At 67.6% G+C, this 26142-nt stretch carries 24 protein-coding genes; 15 read left to right on the top strand and 9 right to left on the bottom strand.

The window, feature by feature from the left end; translation table 11 throughout:
* Positions 1-65 precede the first annotated feature (65 nt).
* Entirely contained in the window at positions 66-1766 is a 1701-nt protein-coding gene (locus ABFX36_RS08390; protein ID WP_006897537.1) for a fumarate hydratase, read from the top strand.
* A gap of 32 nt (positions 1767-1798) precedes the next feature.
* Here the strand turns inward: ABFX36_RS08390 and ABFX36_RS08385 are convergent, their stop codons facing one another.
* The 5 genes from ABFX36_RS08385 to ABFX36_RS08365 form a co-directional block, all read right to left on the bottom strand.
* Positions 1799-3205 carry a class II fumarate hydratase gene (locus ABFX36_RS08385; RefSeq protein ID WP_006897538.1) on the bottom strand — a complete coding sequence of 469 codons (1407 nt, stop codon included), beginning with the start codon at positions 3203-3205 and terminating at the stop codon, positions 1799-1801.
* 90 nt (positions 3206-3295) lie between these two features.
* Complete coding sequence (locus ABFX36_RS08380; protein WP_006897539.1) at positions 3296-4285, bottom strand: siderophore-interacting protein; 990 nt, start codon at positions 4283-4285, stop codon at positions 3296-3298.
* 23 nt (positions 4286-4308) lie between these two features.
* Positions 4309-5352 (bottom strand): FecCD family ABC transporter permease, encoded by a 1044-nt coding sequence (locus ABFX36_RS08375; RefSeq protein WP_006897540.1) that lies wholly within the window; start codon positions 5350-5352, stop codon positions 4309-4311.
* The gene (locus ABFX36_RS08370) at positions 5349-6332 is read right to left on the bottom strand and encodes a FecCD family ABC transporter permease (RefSeq protein WP_231650041.1); all 984 of its coding nucleotides are present in this window, start codon (positions 6330-6332) and stop codon (positions 5349-5351) included. The genes ABFX36_RS08375 and ABFX36_RS08370 overlap by 4 nt, the downstream gene beginning before the upstream one ends.
* Positions 6333-6394: 62 nt before the next feature.
* Entirely contained in the window at positions 6395-7414 is a 1020-nt protein-coding gene (locus ABFX36_RS08365; RefSeq protein WP_039867848.1) for an iron-siderophore ABC transporter substrate-binding protein, read from the bottom strand.
* A 175-nt stretch (positions 7415-7589) separates the two neighbouring features.
* On the opposite strand from ABFX36_RS08365, the gene nagE reads away from it, so the two are divergent.
* Positions 7590-9656, top strand: a complete 2067-nt coding sequence (gene nagE, locus ABFX36_RS08360; RefSeq protein ID WP_346075893.1) for an N-acetylglucosamine-specific PTS transporter subunit IIBC — start codon at positions 7590-7592, stop codon at positions 9654-9656.
* Positions 9657-9872: 216 nt separating this feature from the next.
* Here nagE and ABFX36_RS08355 read toward each other — a convergent pair whose 3' ends face one another.
* Positions 9873-10493 carry a phosphoribosylanthranilate isomerase gene (locus ABFX36_RS08355; RefSeq protein ID WP_039867849.1) on the bottom strand — a complete coding sequence of 207 codons (621 nt, stop codon included), beginning with the start codon at positions 10491-10493 and terminating at the stop codon, positions 9873-9875.
* A gap of 110 nt (positions 10494-10603) precedes the next feature.
* Here ABFX36_RS08355 and ABFX36_RS08350 point away from each other — a divergent pair, with 110 nt between their 5' ends.
* From ABFX36_RS08350 to ABFX36_RS08310, 9 genes are all read left to right on the top strand, one after another.
* A complete protein-coding gene (locus ABFX36_RS08350) occupies positions 10604-11221 on the top strand; it encodes a TetR/AcrR family transcriptional regulator (RefSeq protein WP_006897545.1) in 618 nt (205 codons plus the stop codon).
* A gap of 50 nt (positions 11222-11271) precedes the next feature.
* Positions 11272-12429 (top strand): acyl-CoA dehydrogenase family protein, encoded by a 1158-nt coding sequence (locus ABFX36_RS08345; protein WP_006897546.1) that lies wholly within the window; start codon positions 11272-11274, stop codon positions 12427-12429.
* Between the two features lie 37 nt (positions 12430-12466).
* Positions 12467-13867 (top strand): YibE/F family protein, encoded by a 1401-nt coding sequence (locus tag ABFX36_RS08340; protein WP_006897547.1) that lies wholly within the window; start codon positions 12467-12469, stop codon positions 13865-13867.
* A gap of 47 nt (positions 13868-13914) precedes the next feature.
* Positions 13915-16170, top strand: a complete 2256-nt coding sequence (locus ABFX36_RS08335; protein WP_006897548.1) for an MMPL family transporter — start codon at positions 13915-13917, stop codon at positions 16168-16170.
* Positions 16171-16179: 9 nt separating this feature from the next.
* Complete coding sequence (locus ABFX36_RS08330) at positions 16180-16800, top strand: TetR/AcrR family transcriptional regulator (RefSeq protein ID WP_346075889.1); 621 nt, start codon at positions 16180-16182, stop codon at positions 16798-16800.
* A gap of 124 nt (positions 16801-16924) precedes the next feature.
* Positions 16925-17614: a hypothetical protein gene (locus ABFX36_RS08325; RefSeq protein ID WP_006897550.1), complete on the top strand. Its 690-nt coding sequence runs from the start codon at positions 16925-16927 to the stop codon at positions 17612-17614.
* 8 nt (positions 17615-17622) lie between these two features.
* Positions 17623-19164, top strand: a complete 1542-nt coding sequence (locus tag ABFX36_RS08320; protein WP_346075887.1) for a serine/threonine-protein kinase — start codon at positions 17623-17625, stop codon at positions 19162-19164.
* A 117-nt stretch (positions 19165-19281) separates the two neighbouring features.
* Positions 19282-19443, top strand: coding sequence for a hypothetical protein (locus ABFX36_RS08315; protein WP_006897552.1), 162 nt, complete (start codon positions 19282-19284; stop codon positions 19441-19443).
* Positions 19440-20297: an SDR family NAD(P)-dependent oxidoreductase gene (locus tag ABFX36_RS08310; protein WP_082781352.1), complete on the top strand. Its 858-nt coding sequence runs from the start codon at positions 19440-19442 to the stop codon at positions 20295-20297. The genes ABFX36_RS08315 and ABFX36_RS08310 overlap by 4 nt, the downstream gene beginning before the upstream one ends.
* 22 nt (positions 20298-20319) lie before the next feature.
* Here ABFX36_RS08310 and ABFX36_RS08305 read toward each other — a convergent pair whose 3' ends face one another.
* The 3 genes from ABFX36_RS08305 to ABFX36_RS08295 form a co-directional block, all read right to left on the bottom strand.
* Positions 20320-21168 carry an alpha/beta hydrolase gene (locus ABFX36_RS08305; RefSeq protein WP_006897554.1) on the bottom strand — a complete coding sequence of 283 codons (849 nt, stop codon included), beginning with the start codon at positions 21166-21168 and terminating at the stop codon, positions 20320-20322.
* Positions 21169-21172: 4 nt separating this feature from the next.
* Complete coding sequence (gene aqpZ / locus ABFX36_RS08300) at positions 21173-21952, bottom strand: aquaporin Z (protein WP_006897555.1); 780 nt, start codon at positions 21950-21952, stop codon at positions 21173-21175.
* A gap of 74 nt (positions 21953-22026) precedes the next feature.
* Positions 22027-22440 carry a hypothetical protein gene (locus ABFX36_RS08295; RefSeq protein ID WP_006897557.1) on the bottom strand — a complete coding sequence of 138 codons (414 nt, stop codon included), beginning with the start codon at positions 22438-22440 and terminating at the stop codon, positions 22027-22029.
* A gap of 112 nt (positions 22441-22552) precedes the next feature.
* Here ABFX36_RS08295 and ABFX36_RS08290 point away from each other — a divergent pair, with 112 nt between their 5' ends.
* From ABFX36_RS08290 to ABFX36_RS08275, 4 genes are read left to right on the top strand one after another with little or no spacing between them, the layout of a single operon-like run.
* Entirely contained in the window at positions 22553-23524 is a 972-nt protein-coding gene (locus ABFX36_RS08290; protein WP_006897558.1) for a pirin family protein, read from the top strand.
* Positions 23521-23973 carry a MarR family winged helix-turn-helix transcriptional regulator gene (locus tag ABFX36_RS08285; protein ID WP_346075873.1) on the top strand — a complete coding sequence of 151 codons (453 nt, stop codon included), beginning with the start codon at positions 23521-23523 and terminating at the stop codon, positions 23971-23973. Before ABFX36_RS08290 ends, ABFX36_RS08285 begins: the two co-directional genes overlap by 4 nt.
* Complete coding sequence (locus tag ABFX36_RS08280) at positions 23970-24728, top strand: pirin family protein (RefSeq protein ID WP_346075871.1); 759 nt, start codon at positions 23970-23972, stop codon at positions 24726-24728. Before ABFX36_RS08285 ends, ABFX36_RS08280 begins: the two co-directional genes overlap by 4 nt.
* 28 nt (positions 24729-24756) lie before the next feature.
* Positions 24757-26112 carry a dipeptidase gene (locus ABFX36_RS08275; protein ID WP_346075869.1) on the top strand — a complete coding sequence of 452 codons (1356 nt, stop codon included), beginning with the start codon at positions 24757-24759 and terminating at the stop codon, positions 26110-26112.
* Positions 26113-26142 lie beyond the last annotated feature (30 nt).

Raw genomic sequence — 26142 nt, 5'->3', positions numbered from 1 at the left:
GCCGGCGGCGCCCTCACCCCCGGCGGCGGTCAGCCGCGCACATCGCGAGGGCTACGATGCCAGTCGTGAGTGAATCAGCCTCAGCCCCCGAATTCCTCTACTCCGACCTGCTGCCGATCGGTGCCGACGAGACCCCGTACCGTCTCGTCACCACCGAAGGCGTCTCGACCATCGAGGTCGACGGCCAGACCTTCCTCAAGGTGGCACCCGAAGCGCTCCAGAGACTGACCGCCGAGGCGATGCACGACATCAGCCACTACCTGCGGCCGGCGCACCTGCGGCAGTTGCGGAAGATCATCGACGATCCCGAGGCCTCGGGCAACGATCGCTTCGTGGCCCTCGACCTGCTGAAGAACGTGAACATCTCGGCCGGCGGCGTGCTTCCGATGTGCCAGGACACCGGCACCGCCATCGTGATGGGCAAGAAGTCCGAAGGCGTGCTGACCGGCGTCGACGACGGCGAGTGGATCTCGCGCGGCGTCTACGACGCGTATACCAAGCTGAACCTGCGGTACTCGCAGAACGCTCCGATCACCATGTACGAGGAGCGCAACACCGGCACCAACCTCCCGGCTCAGGTCGAGATCTACGCGACCGAGCAGGGGCCCAAGGGACCGGAGTACAAGTTCCTTTTCATGGCCAAGGGCGGCGGCAGCGCCAATAAGTCGTTCCTGTTCCAGGAGACCAAGGCGATCCTGAATCCCAAGCGGCTGCTGGAGTACCTCGATGAGAAGATCCGCTCGCTCGGCACCGCGGCGTGCCCGCCGTACCACCTCGCGGTGGTCGTCGGCGGCACCTCCGCAGAGTTCGCATTGAAGACCGCGAAGTACGCCTCCGCGCACTACCTCGACACCCTGCCCACCGAGGGCGACCTCTCCGGGCACGCCTTCCGCGACCCGGAACTCGAGGAGGAGGTGTTCAAGCTGACCCAGTCGTTCGGGATCGGCGCGCAGTTCGGCGGCAAGTACTTCTGCCACGACGTCCGGGTGATCCGGCTGCCGCGCCACGGAGCGTCGCTGCCCGTCGCGATCGCCGTCTCGTGCTCCGCCGACCGTCAGGCTCTCGGCAAGATCACCGCCGACGGCGTCTTTCTGGAGCAGTTGGAGACCGATCCCGCGCAGTACATGCCGGACGCCGGCGTCGCCGAGGACATCGCGGGCGGCGAGGTGGTCGAGATCGATCTGAACCAACCGATGGACCAGATCCTGGCCGAGCTCACCAAGCACCCGGTCAAGACACGGCTGTCGCTGACCGGTCCGCTGGTGGTGGCCCGCGACATCGCGCACGCCAAGATCAAGGAACGACTCGACGCGGGCGAGCCGATGCCCGAGTACCTGAAGAACCACCCGGTGTACTACGCCGGTCCGGCCAAGACCCCGGAGGGCATGGCGTCGGGATCGTTCGGTCCCACCACGGCCGGCCGGATGGACAGCTACGTCGAGCAGTTCCAGGCCGCCGGCGGGTCGATGGTGATGCTCGCCAAGGGCAACCGGTCCAAGCAGGTCACCACCGCGTGCGATACGCACGGCGGCTTCTACCTCGGATCGATCGGCGGCCCCGCCGCTCGTCTCGCGCTCGACTGCATCAAGAGTCAAGAGGTCATCGAGTATCCCGAGCTCGGCATGGAAGCCGTGTGGAAGATCGAGGTCGAGAACTTCCCCGCCTTCATCGTCGTCGACGACAAGGGCAACGACTTCTTCACCGATCCGGGCGGCACGGTCAGCGTGCCGCTGAGCGGTGTGCGCATCCGCTCGAAGGAGCGGTAGGTCGCCCAGGTGACGCCGGGAGCGGGGAACGTCTACCGTTCCCGCTCCAGGTTCGCCATCTTGAGGACGTCGAGCCGCCGATCGAGTTCCTCCTCCGACAGCCGGTCGCCGAGGAGCCCGCGATCGATCACCGTCTGCCGGATCGTCTTTCCTTCGCGTAGCGCCTCCTTGGCGACGGCGGCGGCCTCCTCGTACCCGATCGCGGAGTTGAGCGGGGTGACGATCGACGGTGACGATTCGGCGAGCGTCCGCAGGCGGTCCTCATGTGCCACCAGCCCGCTGATGCACCGGTCGGCGAACAGTCGGGAGACGTTGGCGAGCAGAGTCACCGATTCGAGGACATTGCGCGCCATCATCGGGATGTAGACGTTCAACTCGAAGGCGCCATTGCCGCCGCCCCAGGTGACGGCGGCGTCGTTGCCGATCACCTGCGCCGCCACCTGTGTGACGGCTTCGGGAAGCACCGGGTTCACCTTGCCCGGCATGATCGAACTCCCCGGCTGGAGGTCGGGCAGCGCGATCTCGCCGAGCCCCGTGAGCGGCCCCGACCCCATCCAGCGGACGTCGTTGGCGATCTTGGTCAACGACACGGCGATCGTCTTCAGCTGTCCCGACAGTTCCACCAGCCCGTCGCGCGCGGCTTGAGCCTCGAAGTTGTCGCGCGCGAGGCGCAGATCCTCGACACCCGTCAGTCGGACGAGTTCGGCCACCACGAGCGACCCGAACCGGTCGGGCGCGTTGAGCCCGGTCCCGACGGCGGTGCCGCCGATCGGGAGTTCACCCACGCGAGGCAACGTCGATCGGAGGCGTTCGACGCCGGCTTCGACCTGCCGCGCATATCCGCCGAACTCCTGGCCGAGCGTCACCGGGACCGCGTCCATCAGGTGTGTGCGGCCCGACTTGACCACCGACCGCCACTGGTCCGACTTCTCGGCGAGGGCGCCCCGCAGATGCTCCAGCGCCGGAATGAGGGTGCGGACGACGGCCTCGGTGGCGGCCACGTGCGTGGCGGTCGGGAAGGTGTCGTTGGAACTCTGCGACATGTTCACATCGTCGTTCGGATGCACGGTCACGCCGCCGGCCGCCGCGATCGACGCGATCACCTCGTTGGCGTTCATGTTCGACGACGTCCCCGACCCCGTCTGGAAGACGTCGATCGGGAACTGGTCGTCGTGCAGGCCGTCGGCGATCTCCCGCGCCGCTGCGATGATCGCATCGGCCTTGGCCTCGTCGAGCAGCCCGAGATCACGGTTGACCTGTGCGGTCGCCGCCTTCAACAGTCCGAGCGCACGGATCTGAGTGCGTTCCAGCGGACGGAAGCTGATCGGGAAGTTCTCGACGGCCCGCTGCGTCTGCGCACGCCACAGCGCATCGGCCGGGACCTTCACCTCGCCCATCGTGTCGTGTTCGATTCGGTACTCACCAGTGTCTTCAGCCATGTTCTGTTCAACCTCTCCGTCTCGACCGATGTTCCGCTGGCCTGTTCCGTCTGTCCGACCATCCGCGGGCGGACCGAGCAGTTCCGCCCGTCATCCCTTCATCGCCACTCCCTCGCGCCAGTACCCCATGAAGGCGACCTGCGCGCGCGGAATCCCCAGGTCTTTGACCAGTCTGCGCCGCAGCGTGGTGACGACGCGACTCTCGCCCGCGATCCAGTAGTACGCCTGCGCCGCCCTCCCGTCACGACCCGTCTCGTCATGGCCCGTCCCGTCATGGCCCGAACCGGCATGGATCTCCTCGCCGAGTCCGGAGAAGGTCGGCGTCTCCCAGACCAGCGCGTCCGTGTCGGGTGCGTCGACGGCACCGTCCAGGTCGCCCGCGGACTCACCCAGATGACCCAGGACAGCCGCATGCAGCCGCACTCCCTGTCCCGCTCCCTCGCGCGGGAGCCAGTGCACCGCGACGCCCTCGGGCGCATCGATCGGCAGCGCGTCGTCGGGCTCGGGGATCTCGATGTAGGCCGCTCCCGCCAGATCAGCGGGCGCGTCCTCAAGAATGCGGGCGATCGCGGGCGCGGCCGTCTCGTCGCCGGCCAGCAGCACACGTTCGGCCGCGCCCGGCATGTACTCCACTCCGCCGCCGTCGAGTCGCCCGCGGCGCGGTCCCACGATCAGCAACTCGTCTCCCACCGCCGCCGCTGCCGCCCACGACGAGGCCGGTCCGGTCTTGTCGGGCGCCAAGTGCAGGACGAAGTCGACGTCGAACTCCGTCGCGCCGCCGTCGTCGATCCGGAGGTCACGGATCGAGTACGTGCGCATCGCTCCCCTCCGGTCCTCGGGAATCGCCAGCCAGTCCTGATACCAGGTGTCGGAGTCGGACAACTCCGGGAGCTCACCGGCGGCCGGAGGGAAGATCAACTTCATCCGCTGGTCGAATGTGGCGCCGGGATTGCCGAACCCGGTGAGGCCGGCCCCGGTGAACGTGATACGGACGAAGTTCGGCGACAGCCGCTGCACGGCGCCGACGGCGGCACGCGTGACGCACAGCGGCGGCAGCGGGGTGGTCTCGGCGACAGGCATGGATCTCCAATCGGTGCGGTCGGCTACATCGACGAGCCGGCGCGGTTGACACGGATGAGCAGGTAGATGAGGAAGGGCGCACCGAGGACACCGGTCACGACACCGACCGGATAGCGGTGGCCGAGCGCGTATTGACCGACCAGGTCGCCCGCCAGTACCAGGGTGGACCCCACCAGCGCCGACGGGATCAGCGGTGAGGAACCGGGGCCGACGAGCCGGACCGCGATGGGGCCGGACATGAACGCGACGAAGGAGATCGGACCGGCCGCCGCGGTTGCGAATGCCAACAGCAGCACGGCTCCGAGGATGAAGACCAGACGCGCGGCATCGACGCGAGTGCCGAGACCTGCGGCGGAATCGTCACCCAGGGTGAGCACCGCCAGGTTCCGCGAGTTGACGACGAGTGCCGGCAGCAGCACCGCCATCGCGGCGGCCAGCGGCACCAGTTGCGGCCAGGAGGCGTCGGCGAGGCTTCCGGTGAGCCACTGCAACGCGGCCGCCACATCCCACTGCGATGCCTTGGCCAGCACGTACGAGACGAGGCTGCTGAGCATCGCCGCCACGCCGATGCCGATGAGGATCAGGCGTGTTCCGGCGAACCCTCCGGCGATCGACAACCCGTACACCGCCCCCACGGTGAGCAGTGCACCGACCAGCGCGGCCACCGACACCGCCGGTCCGGTGAGTCCGAAGACCACGATCGCGCCGACCGCCGACGCCGACGCACCCCAGGAGATCCCGATGATGTCGGGCGAGGCGAGCGGATTGCGCAGCAGAGACTGAAAAGTCACCCCGGCCAGACCGAAGGCGGCGCCGGTGAGCAACGCCGTCGCCGCTCGGGGAAGTCGCAGCTCGCCGACGGTGAACGAGGCGCCCGGAACCGTCTGCCCGCTCAGCACGCGCAGGACGTCGCCGAGCGGATAGAAGGTCTTGCCGACCATCAGACTGACGAACAACAGCCCGATCACAGTAAGAGCCAACACCCCGGTCACGAGCCGGGCGCGCCGAACCCGTGCACGACGGCCGGCGAAGAGGTCGAAGGCGGGAGATTCCGTCGCGGCGGTCACAGCGCACGCACCCGCTGACGACGAACTATCCAGATGAACACGGGCGCTCCGATGAGCGCCGTCACCACGCCGACGTCCACCTCGCTCGGTCGGGCCACGAGCCGGCCGACGACGTCCGACAGCACCAGCAGCCCGGCGCCGGCGAGTGCGGAGAAGGGCAACAGCCATCGGTGGTCGGCGCCGATTGACGCGCGGCATGCGTGAGGCACGAGCAGGCCGACGAATGCGATCGGACCGGCGATGGCGGTGGCCGCACCCGCGAGCACGACCGCCGCGATCCCGGTCACCAGACGAGTGCGGAACACGTTCTCCCCCAACGCTGTCGCGACATCGTCGCCGAGTGACAGAGAATTCATCCCGCGAGCGCATCCGAGCATCACGATCGCCCCCGCCGCGAGGAAGGGCGCGACCACACCGATGCGGTGCCAGTCCGCGCCTCCGACGCCGCCGACCTGCCAGTGCTGGAACTTCTGCATCACGTCGACGCGAGGGAGCAGGACTGCGCTGATGAGGCAGGTCAGCGCGGCGGCGGTGGCCGCGCCGGAGAGGGCGAGCTTCAGCGGCGTCGCACCGCCGAAGCCCATGGAACCGACCGCGTAGACGAAGACCGCGGTGGCGAACGCTCCCGCGATCGCCACGGCGATGTACCAGTAGGGGTCGGACATCCCGAAGGCCACGATGCCGGTGACGACGGCGAGCGAGGCGCCCGTGGAGATCCCGAGGATGCCGGGATCGGCCACCGGATTGCGAGTCACGGCCTGCATACCCGCGCCCGAGAGAGCGAGGGCCGCGCCGACCAGCATCGCCAATACGGTGCGCGGAATCCGTTTGAGCACCGCGGCTTCGGCGATGCCGTCCGATCCGCCGGTGAGCGCGCCCCAGATCTCTGCTGGACTCACCGCGCGTACACCGAAGGCCACCGAGACACCGAACAGGATGACGAGGAGGAGCGCGCCCGCGATCAGACTCCCGATTCGCACCCCGACGCCGCGAGCCGCCGATCGGTCCGGGACAGTGTCCCGTCGGGTGGGCGCGACCGCGGTCACTTGTCGGTCAGTCCCGCGGCCAGAGTGGAGAAGTAGTCGTCGATGCCCCACGGGATCGACAGCGGCGACGGATTCGCCATGGCGGCCAGCGGGGTCGCGTCCTTCAAGATCGCGACGTGCCCGGCAGCGATCGCGGGGATCTTCGACAGCAGCGGGTCGGCCTTCAGCCGCGCGACCGTGGAGTCGTCGCCGTAAGTCACGACCAAATCGACGTCACGGAACCGTTCGGCCTGCTCGGCACTCTCCTCGACGTAGAACTCGTCGGTCCCCGCGCTCTTCGCGGCCACCTCCGCCGGCGGCGCCATTCCGACGCTGTCGAGGAAGCCCTGCCGAGTGTCGTGCGTCGTGTAGAAGCCGATCTTGCTCAGATCGGTCGGGTCGAGGTACGCGAACATCACCTTGCGCCCCTTGAGCTCGGGATGCTTGTCGAGGGAGCCGATCACCTGACCGGTGAGCTTCTCGATCAACCGATCCCCCTCTGCTTGGAGCCCGATCGCTTTGGAGTTCATGCGGACCATGTCCTGCCAGGACGTGCCCCACGCGGTCTTCGGGTAGGCCACCACGGGTGCGATCTTCGAGAGCTTGTCGTACTCCTCCTTCGAGAGCCCCGAGTACGAGGCGAGGATGACGTCGGGCCGCGTGTCGGCGACCGCCTCGTAGTCGATGCCGTCGGTTTCGTCGAACAATTCCGGCGTCGGTGCACCGAGTCGCTTGAGTTCGTCCTCCACCCACGGCAGCACACCGTTGCCGTTATCGTCGCCCCACGCCGCCTTGCTCATGCCTACCGGGACCACGCCCAGCGCCAACGGCACCTCGTGATTGGCCCACGCGACGGTCGCCACACGCTCCGGCTTGCTCTCGATGGTCGTGGTTCCGTACACGTGCTCCACCGTCACCGGGAATCCTGCGCCCCCGGCACCCGATGATCCCGCCCCGTCGCCGGAGGAAGAACAGGCCGCCAGCGAGACGGTGAGGGCGGTCGCGAGAACGAGGCCGAGCAGTCGGCGAGGTGACATCAGCAGCACTTCCGAATTGTCGAATTAGGTCAGCCTATTATTGGCTAGGCTTCCCTAATGTAACAGGCCCGGTCGTTGGCTCAGAACAGGCCCGTGACCCGCGACACTCGGGTTAAGGTCCATCCGAACGCCCCGTCAATTCGCATGTCTCACGACCGAATGGGAGCCCACCGAGATGATGAAATTCCTGCAGAACCTCGGCAAATCGATCATGCTGCCGGTGGCCGTCCTGCCGGTGGCGGCGATCCTCGTCGGTATCGCCAACTGGATCATCGGTATCAACGACGACAAGCCGAACGTCGTCACCTCGTTCCTGCAGACCGCGGGCCTTGCGGTGCTTTCGAACATGGCTCTGCTGTTCGCGGTCGGCGTGTCGATCGGTATGGCCCGCAAGTCCGACGGCACGTCGGCGCTCGCCGGTCTGGTGTCGTGGCTGGTCGTCACCAGTCTGCTGGCGCCCACGTCGGTGATGACACTCCTCGGCCGCGGGTACACGACGTCGATCGCCGAAGAGGGCGCGACCATCACCGAGGGCCAGAAGCTCATCATGGAGAACGGCCATCTGGCGATCCAGACCCCGGACGTCAACGAGGCCTTCGCACCCGGAGCGTTCCAGAACGCGTTCATCGGCATCCTGTGCGGCATCATCGGTGCGCTCTGTTACAACCGCTTCAAGGACGTCAAGCTGCCCGACGCGCTGTCGTTCTTCTCCGGCCGCCGGTCGGTGGCCATCGTGACGGCGGGAGTCTCCCTGATCGTCGCGCTCATCCTGCTGTTCATCTGGCCGCTCGTCTACAGCGGCCTCGTCTGGTTCGGTGAGCACATCGTCGATCTCGGCGCCGTCGGCACCGGGCTCTACGGCTTCTTCAACCGGTTGCTGATTCCGTTCGGACTGCACCACGCTCTGAACTCGGTGTTCTGGTTCGACGTAGCGGGGATCAACGACCTGAACAACTTCCTCTCGGGTGAGGGCACGTTCGGCGTGACCGGTCAGTACATGACCGGGTTCTTCCCGATCATGATGTTCGGCCTTCCGGGCGCCGCGCTCGCGATGTACACCACCGCGAAGACGACGCGGAAGAAGATCGCCTACGGCATCCTGCTCTCCGGCGCGGTCTCGTCGTTCTTCGTCGGCGTCACCGAACCGCTCGAGTTCGCCTTCATGTTCCTGGCTCCCTTCCTCTTCGTGATCCATGCGGTCTTCATGGGCATCTCGATGGCGATCTGCCAGCTTCTTCCGGTCCGAATGGGCTTCGGCTTCTCCGGCGGCTTCGTCGACTTGGTGCTGAACTGGAAGAACCCGATGGCCGAGAATCCCTGGATCATCATCGTGCTGGGCATCGGTTGGTTCTTCGTCTACTTCCTGGTGTTCCGGTGGGTGATCCTCAAGTTCCAGCTCAAGACGCCTGGGCGCGAGGACGACGAACCCGTCGACGCCGATGACGAGGGAGGCGTCTCAGCCGGGTTCATCGGCACCGCGGCCAAGTTCATCGACGCTCTCGGCGGCAAGGCCAACATCCTCGAACTCGACAACTGCGCCACCCGTCTGCGCATGGAGATCGACGACACGGGCAAGGTCGACGATTCCGCGCTCAAACGGGCCGGAGCTGCCGGCACCATGAAGCCCGGCGGCCATTCGGTGCAGGTCATCTATGGACTCAACGTCCAGTTCGTCAAGGACGCGATGGAGAAGATCATGTCCGGCGAGGTGGATCCGACGGCGGTCGAAGCCGCGGTGGACGCAGTGGACGAGGCCGAGGCTGCCGTCGCCGAGGCGGAGGCCGAGGAGGGTGCCGCGCACGACGGCTCGACCGCCGTCCTGACGAAACCGGCAGCGAAGGTCATCACTCTGCAGCGCCCGCTCCAGGGGTACGCGGTCGACCTCTCGGAGGTCCCGGACAAGACCTTCTCCAGCGGCATGATGGGGCCGGGCGCGGCCGTCGTCCCCACGTCGGGCGAAGTGGTGGCCCCCGCAGATGCGACCGTCGTGACGGTGTTTCCCACCGGTCATGCCATCGGACTCCGACTAGAGGACGGCACGGAGGTGCTGATTCACGTCGGCCTCGACACCGTGAAACTCAAAGGCGACGGGTTCGAACCACTCGTGAAGGCCGGCGACACGGTCAGCGCCGGACAGCCGATTCTCAACGTCGATCTGGCCAAGATCCAAGCCGCGGGCTTCGCCACCGTGACCCCGGTGGTCGTCATGAACGACAAGTCCGCGACCGTCGAACTGACCTGACGGAGACCGCCGCGCGTGCTGGAATCATGCGCGGCGGCGGGTGCAGGTTCTGAGCTTGTCCGGCGTGGTGGATGGTGTTCAGGCGCCAGGGGTGGTCGGTGGTGGCTGGTCGCCAGGCCATGCGTCCGGCATCGGGCCCGTGGTCAAGCCGTCTTTACCTGACTAACTGAAAGCTATCACCCGGGCGTGACAGAGATCACTGACGGCCGGCACGACTCACCTTCGCGACTTCGCCGCCTCGACGAACCTGCTGATCGCGGCCAGATCCTTGACGCCCGGCGCGGACTCGACGCCACTGGACACATCGACACCCCACGGGTGCGCTTGAGCGATCGCGTCCGCGACGTTGTCCGGAGTGAGTCCGCCCGCGAGCAGCCACTGGCCCGACAGTCCGCGGTCAGTGAGCATCGACAGATCCCAGCGCTCCCCCGACCCCGGCTTCGGCGCATCGAGAAGCAGCCGCTCCTCCCCGTACGCTCCGACCGTCAACGGCGGCTCGTGCACCAGCGATGTCGCGCGCCAGATCCGGCCGATCCCTTCCGCCGCCGCACGAAAGTCCGCTTCTCCGTAGCGACGCCCGTGCAGTTGCAGAACGTCGAAGCCGAGGTCGACGGCCAGGGCCGCGGCATCGACCGCGGGCTTGTCGTTGACGACGAGAACGATGTCCAGGCCGGGCCCTCCCGCGCTTCGTCCAGCGCGCACCACCGCGCGCGCCCGGTCGCGATCGACGGCACGGGGACTCGTCTCGTTCATCACCACACCGATCGCATCGGCTCCGGCCGAGACCGCCGCACCGACAGCATCCTCCGACGTCAGGCCGCACACCTTCACGTACATGCCGTCCATGCTAGCCACCGGGCGATTAGGTGACCGGCCGGTAACCCGTGCTACAGTGCGATAGAAATAAGCGATCGCTTAGAAATTTCCCGGCGGAGCGGAGGTCAACCATGGCGAAGCACTCGGCCGTCGACCCCGACGAACCGACGACCAAGTCCGAGCAGACGCGCAAGCGTCTCCGCGAGGGCGCGATGGCGTCCTTCTCCGAACTCGGTTTCCACGGCACGGGAACCCGGCACATCGCGACTGCCGCGGGAATGAGTCCCGCCGCGGTCTACGTGCACTACAGCTCGAAAGAGGAACTGCTCTTCGAGATCTCGCTCGCCGGCCACGAGGCGATCCTCCGGATAGTGCGCGATGCCGCGGCGGGCACGGACGATCCCGTCGAGCAGTTGCGCCGCTTCATTCGCGAGTTCGCGATGTACCACGCCGACCGGCACGTGAGCGCCCGCGTGGTGAACTACGAGCTCCGCGCACTCGAGCCCGACCACCGTGCGCAGATCGTCGACCTGCGCAAGCAGATCGAAGACGTGCTCGCGGCGATCCTCCACCGCGGCATCGACCAGGGAGTCTTCGACACTCCCGATCCGCGGATGGCGGCAGTTGCGATCGTCGGCAGCAGCGTCGACGTGGCCCGTTGGTTCCGCGACGGCGGCACCTGGTCGACGACCCAGGTGGCCGACTTCTACGCGGACGCCGCACTCCGCATAGCCGGAGCCAAGTCCTGAAACACCCGCAGCCCTACCCGCTGTGACCCATCGAAGAAGGAGGTGGCGCGATGCGCCGCGAAATCTACACCGAGGACCATGAAGCTTTCCGGGAGACGATCCGGGCGTTCATCGAATCCGAGATCGTGCCCGTCTACGACGAGTGGCTCGAGAACGGCATCGTGCCGCGCGACTTCTACCTGAAGATCGGCGAGCTCGGCGTCTTCGGCATCGAGGTGCCCGAGGAGTACGGCGGCGCGGGCGTGGACTCGTACAAGTACGAGGCCGTCCTGACCGAGGAGATGGCCCGCGCCGGCGTCAGCCTCGGCGGCTCCGCGGCACACATCCCGCTGTGTCTCCCTTACCTCCTCAAGCACGCCAACGAGGAGCAGAAGAAGCGCTGGCTGCCCGGCATGGCGTCCGGCGAGACCATGTTCGCCATCGCGATGACCGAGCCCGGCACCGGCTCCGACCTCGCGGGTATGCGCACCACCGCGAAGCTCTCCGAGGACGGCAGCCACTACGTCCTCAACGGCGCCAAGACCTTCATCACCGGCGGCGTCAACGCCGACCGCGTGATCGTCTGCGCACGCACCTCGGCTCCGAGCGAGACCGATCGCCGCTTCGGCATCACCCTCCTGGTCGTCGACACCAAGTCGGAGGGCTACGCCGTCGGACGCAAGCTCGACAAGCTGGGTCTGCGCACCTCCGACACCGCGGAGCTGTCGTTCACCGACGTCAAGGTCCCCGTGGAGGACCTCCTCGGCGAGGAGAACCAGGGCTTCTACTACCTCGGACAGCACCTGCCGCGCGAGCGCCTCTCGATCGCCGTCGGCGCGTACGCGCAGGGTGCGGCGGCGATCCGCTTCGCCAAGGAGTACACGCAGGAGCGTCAGGTGTTCGGCAAGCCCGTCGCCGCGTTCCAGAACACCAAGTTCGAGCTGGCCGCGTGCAAAGCGAAGGTCGACGCGATGGAAGCGGTCGTCGACCGCGCACTCGAGGCCTACGACAAGAACGAGCTGACCGCCGCCGATGCCGCGTCCGCGAAGCTGTTCTGCACCGAAGCCGCGGCCGACGTGATCGACCGCTGCCTGCAGCTGCACGGCGGCTACGGCTACATGAACGAGTACCCGATCGCCCGCCTGTACGCCGACAACCGAGTCAACCGGATCTACGGCGGTACGAGCGAGGTCATGCGCTCGATCATCGCCAAGGACATGGGTCTGTAAGGGGACATCCGACCTCCGACGCTCTAGTCTCGGGCGCGTGAGCCATCGACTGCCCGAGCCGGAGCCGAGAGACGACCCACCGCCGCGTGCGGAGCGACGCCGAAAGGCCGACGTTCCGCACGCGGCGGCGCATTCCGGCCATTCGCACGGCCATCATCACGGCGGCGGCGACCTCCCGGGCCAGCTGACTCGCTACGCGAAACCGGTGGTGATCGGACTGCTGTCCGTCGCCGCACTCGCCGTCGGCATCGGGATGATCGTGCTGTGGCCGGGCCACGCCGACCGCCCGATTCCCATGCAGTTCCGATCCGCCACGGGCGGTCCGATCCAGGTGTCCGATGCCGAGGTGATCTCGCAGATCAAGGCCGACTGCTCGTCACCGGCGACGGGCGTGGCGTCCGCGGAGTTCCCCACCGTCCCGACCACCGGTGGCCCGTGCCGGGCGTCGATCCTCAAGCTGACGTCGGGCCCTGACTCCGGGCGCTACACGGTCCTGATGATCGCGACGAACGCCGCTCAGTCTGCGGACGTCCCCGGTGCGCCGGCGGCCGACCCAGCCACCGCAGACGAACCACAGCCCGGGCAGCCCACGCTTGAGAAGGGCGACGCGATCCGCGTCAGTGCGATGCCTGGCCCGGACGGCCGCGCCCGCTACGGCTTCTACGACTACCAGCGGGGAACCGGCATCATCGTCTGGGCCATCGCCTTCGTGCTCGCGATCATCGCCGTCGCGACGTGGCGCGGCGCCCGCGCGATCGTCGGTCTGATCGTGGCCTTCGTGGTCCTCGGCTTCTTCACTCTGCCATCGATCCTCGACGGGCATTCCGTGGTCGGCGTGGCGGTGGTCTCGGCGGCCGCGATCCTGTTCGCCGTCCTCTATCTCGCGCACGGCTTCAATCTGCGGACCAGTTCGGCTCTGCTCGGCACGCTGGCCTCACTCGTCCTCGCGACCGTCCTGAGCCGTCTGGCGATATCGACGATGAGTCTCACCGGACTGTCTGCCGAATCAACCGCCAATCTGCAGTTCTACCAGGGCACCATCTCCCTCAACGGACTGCTGCTGGCCGGATTCGTGATCGGCACCATCGGAGTCCTCAACGACGTGACGATCACCCAGGCGTCGGCGACCTTCGAGCTCGCCGCGATTCCGGGACAGACCCGCCTCGGCGCATTCCGCTCGGCGATGCGCGTCGGGCGGGACCACATCGCCTCGACGGTGTACACGCTCGTCTTCGCCTATGCGGGCAGCGCCCTGCCCCTGCTCCTGTTGTTCTCGGTGGCGGCTCAGCCCTTCAGCTCACTGATCACCAGCGAGGAAGTCGCGATCGAACTGGCGCGCGCCTTCGTCGGCGGCATCGCTCTCGCGGGCAGCGTGCCGCTCACCACCGCGATCGCCGCCGCACTTGTGAGGCCGGGCGCACAGGCAACGGAGAAGTGAACGAGTTCACCTTGCACGGAAAGTGGTACTGACTAACAATCGTTAGCATGTCATCGATTCTCTACCGCGTCGGACGGTTCTCATTCCGGCACAAATGGTGGGTGCTCGCCACCTGGGTGGCCGCGCTTGTGATCGTCGCGGGAGCCGTCGGCGCACTGCAGCCGAAGTTCGCGCAGGACTTCGACCTGCCGGGCACGGACGGCGGCGTCGCGATGGAGCAGCTGCAGGAGAACTTCCCCGCGCAGAACAAGCAGCAGGAGGAACCGTCGACGATCGTCGTCGTCGCGGCGGACGACGGTCTCGCCCGCCATGCCGACGAGATTCAGTCGCTGGTCGCCGACCTCAAGACGCTCGACGAGGTTGACGCCGGGACGGTCTTCGACCCGCTCGCCGTCGCGGCCGCTAAACCGGAGATGGCCTCCGCCGTCATCGGCGACGGCGGCAAGATCGGGCTGATCAGCGTTCACCAGAAGATCAATCTGATGGACGTGGACGTCGCGACCAAGAATCAGCTGCTCGACGTGCTGGAGAAGCATCGCGGCGACGGCCTGAAGGTCGAGGCCACCGGCGGCGTCATGTCGGCGCAGGAGCCCGCGGGCAAGGCCGAGCTGATCGGCTTCGCCATCGCCTTCGTCATCATGATCATCGCCTTCGGCGCGCTCATCGCGGCCTTCATCCCGTTGGTGACCGGCATCGTCGGCGTCGGACTCACGATGATGCTGGTGACTCTCTCAGCCGAGGTCCTCTCCATCAATCAGGCCGCCACGGCGATCATCACCATGCTCGGAATCGCGGTCTCGATCGACTACGCACTGTTCATCGTCTCGCGCTACCGGTCCGAAGCCGCGCGAGGCGGTGACCGAGCCGACGCCGCGGGCCGCGCCGTCGGCACCGCCGGATCTGCGGTCGTCTTCGCCGGCCTGACGGTGATCATCGCGGTGGCCGCCCTGATGGTCATCGGTATCCCGATCATCACCCAGATGGGCCTCGGCGCGGCCGTGGCCATCCTCGTCGCCGTCCTGGCCGCGCTGACCTTCATTCCGGCGCTGCTGGGCGCCTTCGGTCGCTTCGCCTTCACACCCCGGATTCCGTGGATCAGGCACGCCGAGGAATCGAAGGACTCCGACTCCCTCGGAGTCAAGTTCGGCCGGACTCTGGTCAACAAGCCGATTCCGTTCGTCGTCGCCGGCCTCGCGATTCTGATCGTCGCGGCCATCCCGATCAAGAACATGACCCTCGGTATGGACACCGTCACCGACGACCAGGTGGCCGGACAGGAGTTGATGGCGAAGGGCTTCGGCGCCGGTGTCGCAGGTCCGCTGGTGGTGGTGATGCACACCGACGAGGGCACCATCGACGCGGCGGCGAACACCGCCGTCGCCAAGATCAAGGCGCTGCCCGGCGTCGCGGCGCCGGAAATGGTGTCCTGGACCGGCAATGGCCCGTCCCCGCAGAACCCGAACGCGGGCGCGGATTCGGCGATGATCATCGTCACGCCGCTCAGTTCGCCGTCCTCGCCGCAGACCCACGACCTGGTCGAGGCCATCCGCGACACCTCCGGGGCGGTCGAGGCACAGGGAGCGGAGATTCATGTCGGCGGCCAGACGGCGATCATGTCCGATCTCTCGGCGAAGCTCGACAAGGCACTGATCCCCTACCTCGTCGTCGTGGTGGGTCTGGCCTTCCTGATCATGATCGGGGTCTTCCGCTCCATCTGGGTTCCGCTGATCGGCACCATCGGTTTCGTGTTCTCGATGCTGGCGACGTTCGGCATCACCACGGCCATCTTCACCGACGGCACCTTCGGCCTGATCGACCACACCAAGCCGCTGCTGTCGTTCCTGCCGATCTTCCTGATCGGCGTCGTCTTCGGCCTCGCGATGGACTACCAGGTGTTCCTGGTGACCCGCATGCGTGAAGAGTTCATTCACGGCATGAGCGCGAAGGACGCGATCGTCGCCGGCTACCGCCACGGCGCCCGCGTGGTGGTGTCCGCCGCAGTCATCATGATCAGCGTCTTCGCCGCGTTCATGCTGTCGCCGGACACGACCGCCAAGATGATGGGCTTCGCCCTCGCGATCGCCGTCTTCTTCGACGCCTTCCTCGTCCGAATGGTCATCGTTCCGGGCCTGCTGGCGTTGCTCGGCAACCGCGCGTGGGGTCTGCCCCGCTGGCTCGACAAGCTGGTCCTCAACTTCGACATCGAAGGCGAGAAGGTCCGCGACCGCGGCCTGCCCTCGACCGAGACACCGGTGGCGGTGGGCGGCAACAGCCCCGAGCCGAGCCCGAGCGGGACGGCATAGAGTACGGACATGAACGACAATCCGACCGCCGCGGCCCCGAGGACCTCCTCGGGGCCGCGGCCCGGTTTACGCGAACGCCAGAAGGCCCGGACTCGGGCCGACATCCGGGCGGCAGCACTCGAGCTCTTCGACCGGAACGGCTACGAGGCGACCACCGTCGCGCAGATCGCCGAGGCGGCTAATGTCTCGCACACCACGTTCTTCCGCTACTTCCAGTCGAAGGAACAGGTCATCATCAGCGACGACCTGGATGACGAGCGCGACGCGATCCTCCAGGAGATCCCCGCCGGTCTGAGCCACTTCGGTCTCGTCCGCGAACTCATCACGCGGATGTACCGGATCGCGGAGAAGGACGAGTGGGCGGCCAATCTCGAACGGCTCCGGATTCTGCACAGCGAGCCGAGCCTGCGCGCGACGTACCAGTTCGAGTCCGACCGCGTGATCTCAGCGGCGACCGACTACTTCGCCGACTATCTCGGCGTCGCGCACGACGATTTCCGGCTCCGCGTGTTCGTCTCCGCAGTCTCCGGAGTGATGTTCCATCTCACCGACATCACCCGCACCGGCCTGGCCTCACTCGACGAATGCCTCGCAGCCCTCGACCTGATGGAGCAGGGGCTGCCGGTCTGACGGGTCGGCTGTGGGTCGGCTGGGGGTCGGCTGATGGGGCTCCGGCTACCCGGTGCGGTCGGCGCCCCGCTCGAGACCGGTATCTCGGCCGCGTCCGCAGTACGCTGAATCCGTGGGTGGCGTGATGGGTGCGATCGGACACTACTGGTGGTTGATCTTCGTCTTCGGCGGAACGATCGGCGGTGCCGTACGTGCGCTCGGGGCATGGAACGAGCGTCGCGCCGAGCGACGGCTCGAGCGCTACCGCCTGCGGCAGGAGGCCAAGGTCGCGCTCGCCCGGGCCCAGAGCCGGGCCCGGGTGGATGCCGAATCGCTCGAGCGCGATCTGCGTCGCGCGGTCACCGAGCACCAGACCACCGACGATCGATGGTTCGGGTACGAGACGGATCTGGCGACCATCCTCGACTACCCGATGCTCGTCGACCTGCGCGAACCGCTGACCGCGGAGTTCCATCGCGCGCGCAGCCGCGCCGAACTGCTGCGTCCGTCTCCCGACGACACCTCACCCGAGGCCGTCGAACGCTATCGCGACGCCGTCCACGATTACGCGACAGCACTCGACGTGGCCGAGAAGGAGGCGCGCAGGCGCAGGCGCGGCGATTTCAATCCGGCCGAGCAGGAACGTCTCGCCCGTGCCCAGCGGCTGCTGAATCTGGCGGGCGACGAGGCTGCGAGTCCGCAGGAACGACAGCAGGCTTATGCTCGGGCGCGGCGGGAACTCGACGGGCTGATCGACCTCCCCGCGGCCGGCGCCGCGGAATTGGAGCAGCGGCTGCGCGTCGCATTGGAGGGACCGGCCCGCCCCGACAGTTGAGGACGCCGATGACCAGTGCTGACCGATCCGATTCGACCATCGGGCCGTATCGGCTCGTCCGACTCCTCGGCCGCGGCGGGATGGGCGAGGTGTACGAGGCGATCGACACTGTCAAGGACCGGACGGTGGCACTCAAACTCCTACCTCCCGGCCTCGCCGGCGACGACGCCTTCCGAGCGCGCTTCATGCGCGAATCACAGACCGTCGCCAGGCTGAACGACCCGCACATCATTCCGATCCACGACTTCGGTGAGATCGACGGTCGGCTCTTCCTCGACATGCGGATCGTGCACGGTCGCCACCTCCGCGCGCGGATCGACGACGGTCTGCGCGATCCCGGCCTGGCCGTCCATGTGATCGAACAGGTCGCTGCGGCGCTCGACGCCGCACACGCCTCCGGTCTGCTGCATCGAGACGTGAAGCCCGAGAACATCCTGCTCGACGGCCGGGACTTCGCGTACCTCGCCGATTTCGGACTCGCCCAAGCCGCCGGTCAGACTCGTCTCACGTCGACGGGAATGGCGATCGGTTCGTTCGCATACATGGCGCCCGAACGGTTCGGCTCCGAGACTCCGGTCAGCCCGCGCAGCGACGTGTACGCCTTGGCATGTGTCCTGTACGAGTGCCTCACCGGTTCCACGCCCTATCCGTCGACGAGCATCGAACAGGTCATCGCCGGCCACCTGAGCCGTCCGGTGCCACCGACGGGCACACCGTTCGACGCCGTCATCGCCGCGGGCACCGCCAAAGACCCGGCCGACCGAATCGCGTCCGCGGGTGCGTTCGCCGCTGCCGCCCGAGCGGCCCTGACCGGGCAGCGCCCCGCGGCGCCGATCCCCGCGGCACCGATTCCCGCGGCACCCATTCCCGCGCACGCGCCGACAATGGTCGCTCCGAAACCGGTGCCGACACCGACGACCGCACCGCGATCGAACCGCGCCCGAAACGGCGTCATCGCCGCCGGCGTGGCCGCCGTGGTCCTCCTCGCCGCTGGGACGATCGCCTGGCTCTACTCGTCTGGAACCGGCGGTCCCGATACGGCCGCGGCGACCAGCACCCTCAAGCCCGCGCCGGTCACCCAGACTGCGACGGTCGGAGGCACGGGGACGGTCGGAGGCACGGGGACGGTCGACGGCACGGGCGATCGATCGGAGTCCACACTGACCGAATCGGCTCACGCGGAGCCGACGCCGGTCGACGAAGTCAGTCCCGTCCCCGGCCTCGGCGCCGGAGATCTGGGCCTGCCGACACCCATCAGCCGGCCGTCGTGCAACGGGCAGGCCGTCACCGTCGTCTACAACGCGGTCACGCCGGGTGCATATGCGGCTGAGATCGCCGCGGCGCTCGCCCGGTACCCGGGTGCCTCCTATCTGCGTACCGATCACTCCTGCGCATCGCTCAAACAGTCAGAGAACGGGAACCCCGTCTACGCCGTCTACTACCCCGGTTCGTCACCGGCCGCCGCATGCGCCACCACCTCGCGCCTGCGCGGCGGAGCATACACGCGACGTCTCGATGACGTGACGCCCGTCGGTACCGACATCTGCTGAGGAGTCAGCGCGTCACCGATTCACCGGAACCCGCCACGACCTGCGGCGATGCACACCGGCCCGACTCGAGTCGCCGACCGGTCGAAGGCGTTCACCTTGAGGCGTTACCATCCTGCTGTGCTGGAAGATCTCAACAAGAAGGCCAAGAAGGCCGGACTCCACGTCGCCGACGCGAAGAAACGTGACCGTTACAGCATCCGAAAGGTCAAGAACGGCAAGCTCGTGGCCAAGAATGTCGACGCCGAGGAAGCTCTCCGAGTCATCAAGCAGTACAAGTGAATCCGATGTTGCACGCCGTCCGTAGCGCCCTGTTGAATCCGCCGCAGACCCTCGATGAACTCCGGCACATGCTCGGTGGGCGGCAGCGCGACCTGCACGGCGCCACCGTCGTCATCACCGGCGCTTCCTCCGGGATCGGTGAATCCGCGGCGCGGCTGTTCGCAGCGCGCGGCGCCACGGTGATCACCGTCGCACGACGGCCCGATGCTCTCGACGCGGTATGCGACTCCATCACCGTCGACGGCGGCACGGCCTTCCCGGTCACCGCGGACCTCTCGGATCCCGACGACGCCAAACGCCTCGCCGACGAGATCCTCGCGCGGTTCGGCGTCCCCGACATCCTCATCAACAACGCGGGGCGCTCCATCCGCCGATCAGCCCTCGACACGGTGGAGCGCTTCCACGACTACCAGCGCACGATGGCCCTCAACTACTTCGGGCCGGTCCAACTCGTTCTCGGTCTGCTGCCCGCGATGGTCGAGGCCGGGCGCGGACACATCATCAACGTCGTCACCTGGGGTGTCAGTGCCGGCGCGATGCCCAAGTTCAGCGCGTACCACGCGTCGAAGGCCGCGCTGGCCGCCTTCGGCCGGTCGCTCGACGCCGAGTGCCGGGGCACCGGAGTGGCTGTCACCAATGCCGGTTTCCCGCTCGTCCGCACTCCGATGATCGCACCGACCGCCGACTACGCCGACGCCCCCGCTCTGACCAGCGATGAGGCAGCGGCCTGGCTGATCCGCGCCGCCGACACCCGGCCCGCGGAACTCTATCCCCGGTACGCCCTGGTGCTGCGCGCCGTGGCCGCCGTGTCACCGCGGCTGGCCGGTCGGCTGACCGCCGGTCTCGGAATCTGACGGCTCGCGCGGCCCGCGTCGGTCAGTCGGGCGGCGTCCGGCCCTCGGGACGGTGCGCTGCGATCCACTCGGTCACATCGCGCAGAACGGCGTCGTGCTCGGGCTCGTTGAAGATCTCGTGTGCGAGTCCGTCGTAGATCTTCACTGTGACGTCGCCGCCGGCGAGCCTCCCGACCATTCGGGTACCCTCCGGATTCGCGAGCCTGTCGCCGCCGCCGTGCAGCGCGAGCGTCGGCGTCGTCAGACTCGGCAACCGATCCGGGAATGTGGCCATCGTCGAGATGAGGGCGCCCCCGAGACCCGCCGGGATCTTCCCGTGCCATACCAGCGGATCGGCCTCATACGCTGCGACCACATTCGGATCGCGGCTGACCGCCGACGCGGGCAGTGCGGTAGCCGGCAGTCGCGGCACCAGCCTGCCGATCACCGGGGCCAGCCTGACCATGAAGCCGGGGAGATCGTCGCCCGGCACGAGTGCGGCCCCCGACAGCACCAGCCCGTCCAGAACGCCGGGATGCTCGAGCGCGTAGTCGAGTGCGATCGCGCCGCCCATGCTGTGCCCGATCAGGAAGGTGGGGCCGTCGCCGCGGTCGGTCTGCTCGATGACCGTGTGCAGGTCGCTGGTGAAGTCGCGGAAGTCCGTCACCCCGAGCCGTCTCCCGCCCGATCTGCCGTGTCCCGCATGATCGGGAGCGACGACCACGTAGCCGAGGTCGGTGAGCCTTTGCGCGACGTGCCGATAACGTCCGGCGTGCTCCCCGAGACCGTGCGAGATGATGACGACGCCCACCGCCCCGGACTCGGGACGATGGACGTCGTAGACGATCGAGACGCCGTGGACGCCTGCCACGGACAGCGTTTGAGATCTCACTCCATCATTCTGCGTTACGCCGAGTGCCGACCGCGAGCTTTCCGTTCTCGAACAGCAGCGGATACAGCACGCCGCCGATCAGGCCGCCGATCAGCGGAAACACGAAGAACGCCCACAGCTGGCCGGGCGCGCCGTCGCCGTTGAAGAACGCCACACCCATCGACCGCGCGGGATTCACCGAGGTATTCGAGATCGGGATCGAGATCAAGTGGATCAGGGTCAGCGTGAGGCCGATCGCCAACGGGCCGAAGCCCTTCGGCGCGCGACCGTCGGTGGCGCCCAGGATGACGATGATGAAGAAGGCGGTGAGCAGCACCTCCGCGATCGCGACCGCGGCCAGAGAGTAGCCGCCGGGAGAGTGATCGCCGAAGCCGTTCGCCGCCATGTTTCCGGTCGCGTCCCAGCCGGGCTTGCCCTGTGCGATACCGAATATCGCGGCACCCGCGATCAGACCGCCGACGAGCTGCGAGATCCAGTATCCGGGGACGTCGCGCCACGGAAGTCGCCCGCCGACTGCGGCCCCGAGAGTGACGGCGGGGTTGAAGTGCCCGCCGGAGATGTGACCCACCGCGTACGCCATGGTGACGACCGTGAGACCGAAGGCCAGTGCGACGCCGAGGAAGCCGACGCCGACCTGGATCTGCATCACGTCGCCGCTGTCGTTGGTGGCGTCCGCGACCTGTTTTGCGGCGAATACCGCGGTACCCGCGCCGCCGAATACGAGCCAGAATGTTCCGAACAGTTCAGCCAGCCATTTGGCCGGAGTGGAGACGGATTCCGTCATAGGGCCCTCCTCGTTCGATGTCCCCTTGTCGGGCGACACTACGAGATCTCGGCCACAATCGGACGAATCGTGTTTCAGCTGAGACCAATTCGCGATGCGATGCCCCGGCCCATCGCCTCGATCGTGTGCCCCGCGTTCTCGATCATCTCGATCGGCCGGAACGCCGGTTCCGCCACGGCGACGATGGTCTCGACACGTCCGACGACCTTCTCCAATCGCACCACCACGGCGGCCATCCGGCCGACGGTCTCGTCGACCTTCGAGAGGGTGGTGTTGAGCTCGTCGAGGGTCACGTTGAGCTTCTCGATCGTGGAGTCCAGACCGTCGATCGTCTTGCCCATCGAGCCGAGCACCGGCCCGACATCGCCGAGGATGCCCTCTACCTGATCCACCGTCTGATCTGCGTTGAGAGCGGCCTGAGCCAACTTCCGCAGGCGCTGACGATCTCCGCCGCGGGACGGGCGGTCGACGATCGGATTGATAGCCATGACTGCGAGTATGACGGGTTCTTCGCGGAGATGGAACAAATCTCGGCACGATGGCGTTTCAGATGAGTGAAGTCGTTCAAATCTGAACTACTCATCCGATCAGGAGGACGCCATGCCCGCCGTCACCGCAGACACCTCGACCCTGCCTCGACTCTCGGAGACCACACCGACCAGCACCGACCGCACCGTCACCGGCATCACCACCGGCCCCCGCGGCTACGAGGGCGAGGGCTTCCCGGTGGTCCGCGCCTTCGCCGGAGTGCCCGCGCATCGCCTCGACCCGTTCGTTCACATGGACCAGATGGGCGAGGTGGAGTACGAGCCGGGCGAGCCGCGCGGCACCGACTGGCATCCGCATCGGGGATTCGAGACGGTCACCTACATGATCGACGGCCGTTTCCAGCACCAGGATTCCACCGGTGGCGGCGGGCTGATCGAGAACGGCGCCACCCAGTGGATGACGGCGGGCTCGGGCATCCTTCACATCGAGACCCCACCGGCGGAGCTGGTCGAGTCCGGCGGTGCCTTCCACGGCATCCAGCTCTGGGTGAACCTACCCGCAGCCGACAAGTTCCTGACCCCGCAATACCAGAACCTCGAGGGCGGACAAGTCGAGTTGCTCGCCTCCTCGGACGGCGGCGCACTGGTGCGCATCATCGCCGGCGAGATCGACGGCCACCACGGTCCCGGGTCCACCCACACACCGATCACCTTCGCCCACGCAACCGTCCAGCCCGGGGCTCGGCTGTCGGTGCCCTGGCGCACCGACTTCAACGCGCTCGTCTATGTTCTCTCCGGGCGCGGTCGGGTCGGCGCCGAACAACGCCCCATCGAGGGCGGACAACTCGCGGTGCTCGGCGCCGGCGATCGGATCGCCGTCTCAGCGGACGCCGCTCAGGACTCGAACCGCCCCGCTCTGGAGGTCCTGCTGCTCGGCGGTCGCCCCATCCGCGAACCCGTCGTCCAATACGGACCGTTCGTCATGAACACCCGGCAGCAACTGATCGAGGCGATGGAGGACTACCGGGCCGGACGATTCGGCCTCATTCCGCCGAACGCCCTGATGCCGCACGTCGCACGATGACCGATCCAGCCGCCCGGGCGGCGTGGCGACTGTTCATCGAGAACTCCGCTCGACTGCAGACCGAACTCGACCGGCGACTGCGATCGTCCGCGGGCATGTGTCTGGCCGACTATCACGTGCTGCTCCTGCTGCACGAATCTCCCGACCGCCGACTGCGGATGAACGAACTCGGTCGGCGCATGGTGTTCTCCGCGTCGCGGCTGTCGTATCAGGTGGACGTCCTCTGCCGTCGCGGCTGGCTGCGCCGGGAGAACGCCGCCGAAGACCGTCGCGGCAGCTATGCGGTCCTCACCGAGGACGGTGCCGCGGTATTCGAGGCCGCGGCCCGCGTCCACGCGGCCGACGTCGACGAACTGTTCTTCCATGCCATCGGCGACGGCGACGCCGCCGCGCTCGCCGGTGTGATGCGCCGTCTCGCCGACCACCTCGACCGAAATGAGAACCGATGACTGTCACCGTGATCCCCGCCGCCGATCGCCATTTCTGGTCCAACGAATGGCTCAGCTCCCGGCAGTCGTTCCCGGGAACGGGCAACTTCGACATCTTCGCGAACGCACACGGCGTGCTCGCGATGCACAACGACGACGTCGTGGATCCCGGCGAAGGGCTCGACGCCCATCATCACCAGAACATGGAGATCGTGACCTGGGTGGTCGAAGGCTCGCTCATCCATCGGGATTCGCACGGTCACACGGTCACTCTCGAAGCGGGTCAGGCCGGAGCCATGACGGCCGGGCGGGGCATCACCCACTCCGAGCGCAACGCCGCCTCGCGCGCGTCGGGGCGACGCCTGCGGGTGATCCAGATGTGGGTGCCACCGCATGCCGCTGAACTGGAACCCGACCACGGCTACCGCGACTTCGGCTCCCGGCTTGCCGCGGGCGACCCGGTGGTCGTGGCGTCCGGACGACCGCAGCACGCCGGATCCGACGCGTTGACGATCGCCAACAGGTACGCCGCCCTGCACGTCGCGCGCCCGCGTCCGGGACGGGCGATCACCCTGCCGGCCGCCCCGTTCGCCCACCTGTTCGTCGTGCGCGGCGAGGTCTCCACGAGCAGCCGCGAGCTCCCCCGGGCCCCGATCGCCGAAGGCGACGCCGTGCGGTTCACCGACGGCGGCGAGGTCACGCTGGAAGCGAGCACCGACGCCGAGATCCTGTACTGGGAGATGCACGCGAGCTTCGACGCGGCTCGTCCGGCGTGAGAACGGCCCGCGTGCCATCCTGGAGGACATGAGCCTCGTGGACCTCACCCCGGAAACTCTGGCCTCCCGCGTCGACGACCTGATGGATCGCGCTCGCGCCGACCTGGCGCAACTGGTCGCGTTCCCCTCGATCCACATCGATCCCGCTCGCGCCGATGCGAGCCGGGCCAGCGCCGAATGGGTGGCGCGGGCTTTCTCCGAGCTCGGCTTCGACACCGAGGTCATTGTGACCTCCGACGGCTCGCCCGCCATCGTCGGTCATCGCGCCGGCCCCGCAGGCAGTCCCACGGTAGCCCTCTACAGCCATCACGACGTCCAGCCCGCGGGCGATGAATCCTTGTGGCGGACAAAGCCTTTCGAACTCGTCGAGGACGGTGGACGGTGGTACGGGCGCGGCAGCGCCGATTGCAAGGGAAACGTGGTGGCTCACCTCACCGCGCTGCGCGCCCTCGGCGACGGGGCCGCGTGCAACGTGCGGTTGATCATCGAGGGCTCGGAGGAGGCCGGGGGCGAGGGACTCGATGAACTCGTCCGCACCCGCCCGGACCTGTTCGACGCCGACCTGATTCTGATCGGCGACACCGGGAACATCGCTGTCGGTGTCCCGACCCTCACCACCAGCCTGCGCGGCGTCGTGAACGTGAAGGTGACCGTCTCCGCCCTGGAGAACGGCGTCCACTCCGGAGCTGCGGGCGGCCCCGCGCCCGACGCGATGGCGGCGCTCGTCGCCGGACTCGCGTCGCTGCGCAACGCTGCGGGCGACACCACGATCGACGGTCTGCGCAGCGACCAGAAGTGGGAGGGCTTCGCATTCACTCCCGAGCAGTTCCAGGAGACCGTCGGCGCACTGCCCGGCACCGAGGTCCTCGGCAGCGGCACGCCTGCCGACATGGCGTGGGCCCGCCCCGCGGTCACCGTGATCGGGCTCGACGCTCCGAGCACGGACGAGTGCGCTGCGGCGATCATGCCGACCGCCGCGGCGATGCTCAACCTGCGCGTGCCGCCCGGCACCGATCCGCGGGAGTCGTACGAGTTGCTCGTCGCTCATCTGCGCAAGCACATCCCGTGGGGTGTGCGCGTGGAGTTCGAACCGGACGCCTTCGGGGGTCCGTTCTCCGCCGATCCGACCGGTCCGGGCTACCGGCAACTCATCGATGCGATGTCGACCGCGTACGACGGTCTGCCGGTGCAGTTCTCCGGTCAGGGCGGATCGATTCCGCTGTGCACGGTGCTCGCCGAAACGGTGCCGCGCGCAGAGATCGCGCTGCTCGGAGTCGAGGAACCGATGTGTGCGATCCACGCTCCCAACGAGAGCGTCGACCCCGGCGAGATCCGTCGCACGGCCCTCACTGAGGCGATTCTCTTGAGTTCGTTCGGTCGCTGAGCCGCCCGGGGACACGCCGGGGACGCAGCC

It is taken from the genome of Gordonia cholesterolivorans (assembly GCF_039531975.1).
GTDB lineage: Bacteria > Actinomycetota > Actinomycetes > Mycobacteriales > Mycobacteriaceae > Gordonia > Gordonia sihwensis.
Note: the sequence above shows the minus strand (reverse complement) of the source record. Positions and strands in the feature narration are given on the sequence as shown.

Excerpts from the sequence above, each read along its gene's own strand:
- ABFX36_RS08385 (WP_006897538.1), bottom strand. The coding sequence starts at position 3,205 with ATGGCTGAAGACACTGGTGAGTACCGAATCGAACACGACACGATGGGC.
- ABFX36_RS08380 (WP_006897539.1), bottom strand. The coding sequence starts at position 4,285 with ATGCCTGTCGCCGAGACCACCCCGCTGCCGCCGCTGTGCGTCACGCGT.
- ABFX36_RS08365 (WP_039867848.1), bottom strand. The coding sequence starts at position 7,414 with ATGTCACCTCGCCGACTGCTCGGCCTCGTTCTCGCGACCGCCCTCACC.
- nagE (WP_346075893.1), top strand. The coding sequence starts at position 7,590 with ATGATGAAATTCCTGCAGAACCTCGGCAAATCGATCATGCTGCCGGTG.
- ABFX36_RS08355 (WP_039867849.1), bottom strand. The coding sequence starts at position 10,493 with ATGTACGTGAAGGTGTGCGGCCTGACGTCGGAGGATGCTGTCGGTGCG.
- ABFX36_RS08350 (WP_006897545.1), top strand. The coding sequence starts at position 10,604 with ATGGCGAAGCACTCGGCCGTCGACCCCGACGAACCGACGACCAAGTCC.
- ABFX36_RS08345 (WP_006897546.1), top strand. The coding sequence starts at position 11,272 with ATGCGCCGCGAAATCTACACCGAGGACCATGAAGCTTTCCGGGAGACG.
- ABFX36_RS08335 (WP_006897548.1), top strand. The coding sequence starts at position 13,915 with ATGTCATCGATTCTCTACCGCGTCGGACGGTTCTCATTCCGGCACAAA.
- ABFX36_RS08330 (WP_346075889.1), top strand. The coding sequence starts at position 16,180 with ATGAACGACAATCCGACCGCCGCGGCCCCGAGGACCTCCTCGGGGCCG.
- ABFX36_RS08325 (WP_006897550.1), top strand. The coding sequence starts at position 16,925 with ATGGGTGCGATCGGACACTACTGGTGGTTGATCTTCGTCTTCGGCGGA.
- ABFX36_RS08320 (WP_346075887.1), top strand. The coding sequence starts at position 17,623 with ATGACCAGTGCTGACCGATCCGATTCGACCATCGGGCCGTATCGGCTC.
- aqpZ (WP_006897555.1), bottom strand. The coding sequence starts at position 21,952 with ATGACGGAATCCGTCTCCACTCCGGCCAAATGGCTGGCTGAACTGTTC.
- ABFX36_RS08295 (WP_006897557.1), bottom strand. The coding sequence starts at position 22,440 with ATGGCTATCAATCCGATCGTCGACCGCCCGTCCCGCGGCGGAGATCGT.
- ABFX36_RS08290 (WP_006897558.1), top strand. The coding sequence starts at position 22,553 with ATGCCCGCCGTCACCGCAGACACCTCGACCCTGCCTCGACTCTCGGAG.
- ABFX36_RS08285 (WP_346075873.1), top strand. The coding sequence starts at position 23,521 with ATGACCGATCCAGCCGCCCGGGCGGCGTGGCGACTGTTCATCGAGAAC.
- ABFX36_RS08280 (WP_346075871.1), top strand. The coding sequence starts at position 23,970 with ATGACTGTCACCGTGATCCCCGCCGCCGATCGCCATTTCTGGTCCAAC.
- ABFX36_RS08275 (WP_346075869.1), top strand. The coding sequence starts at position 24,757 with ATGAGCCTCGTGGACCTCACCCCGGAAACTCTGGCCTCCCGCGTCGAC.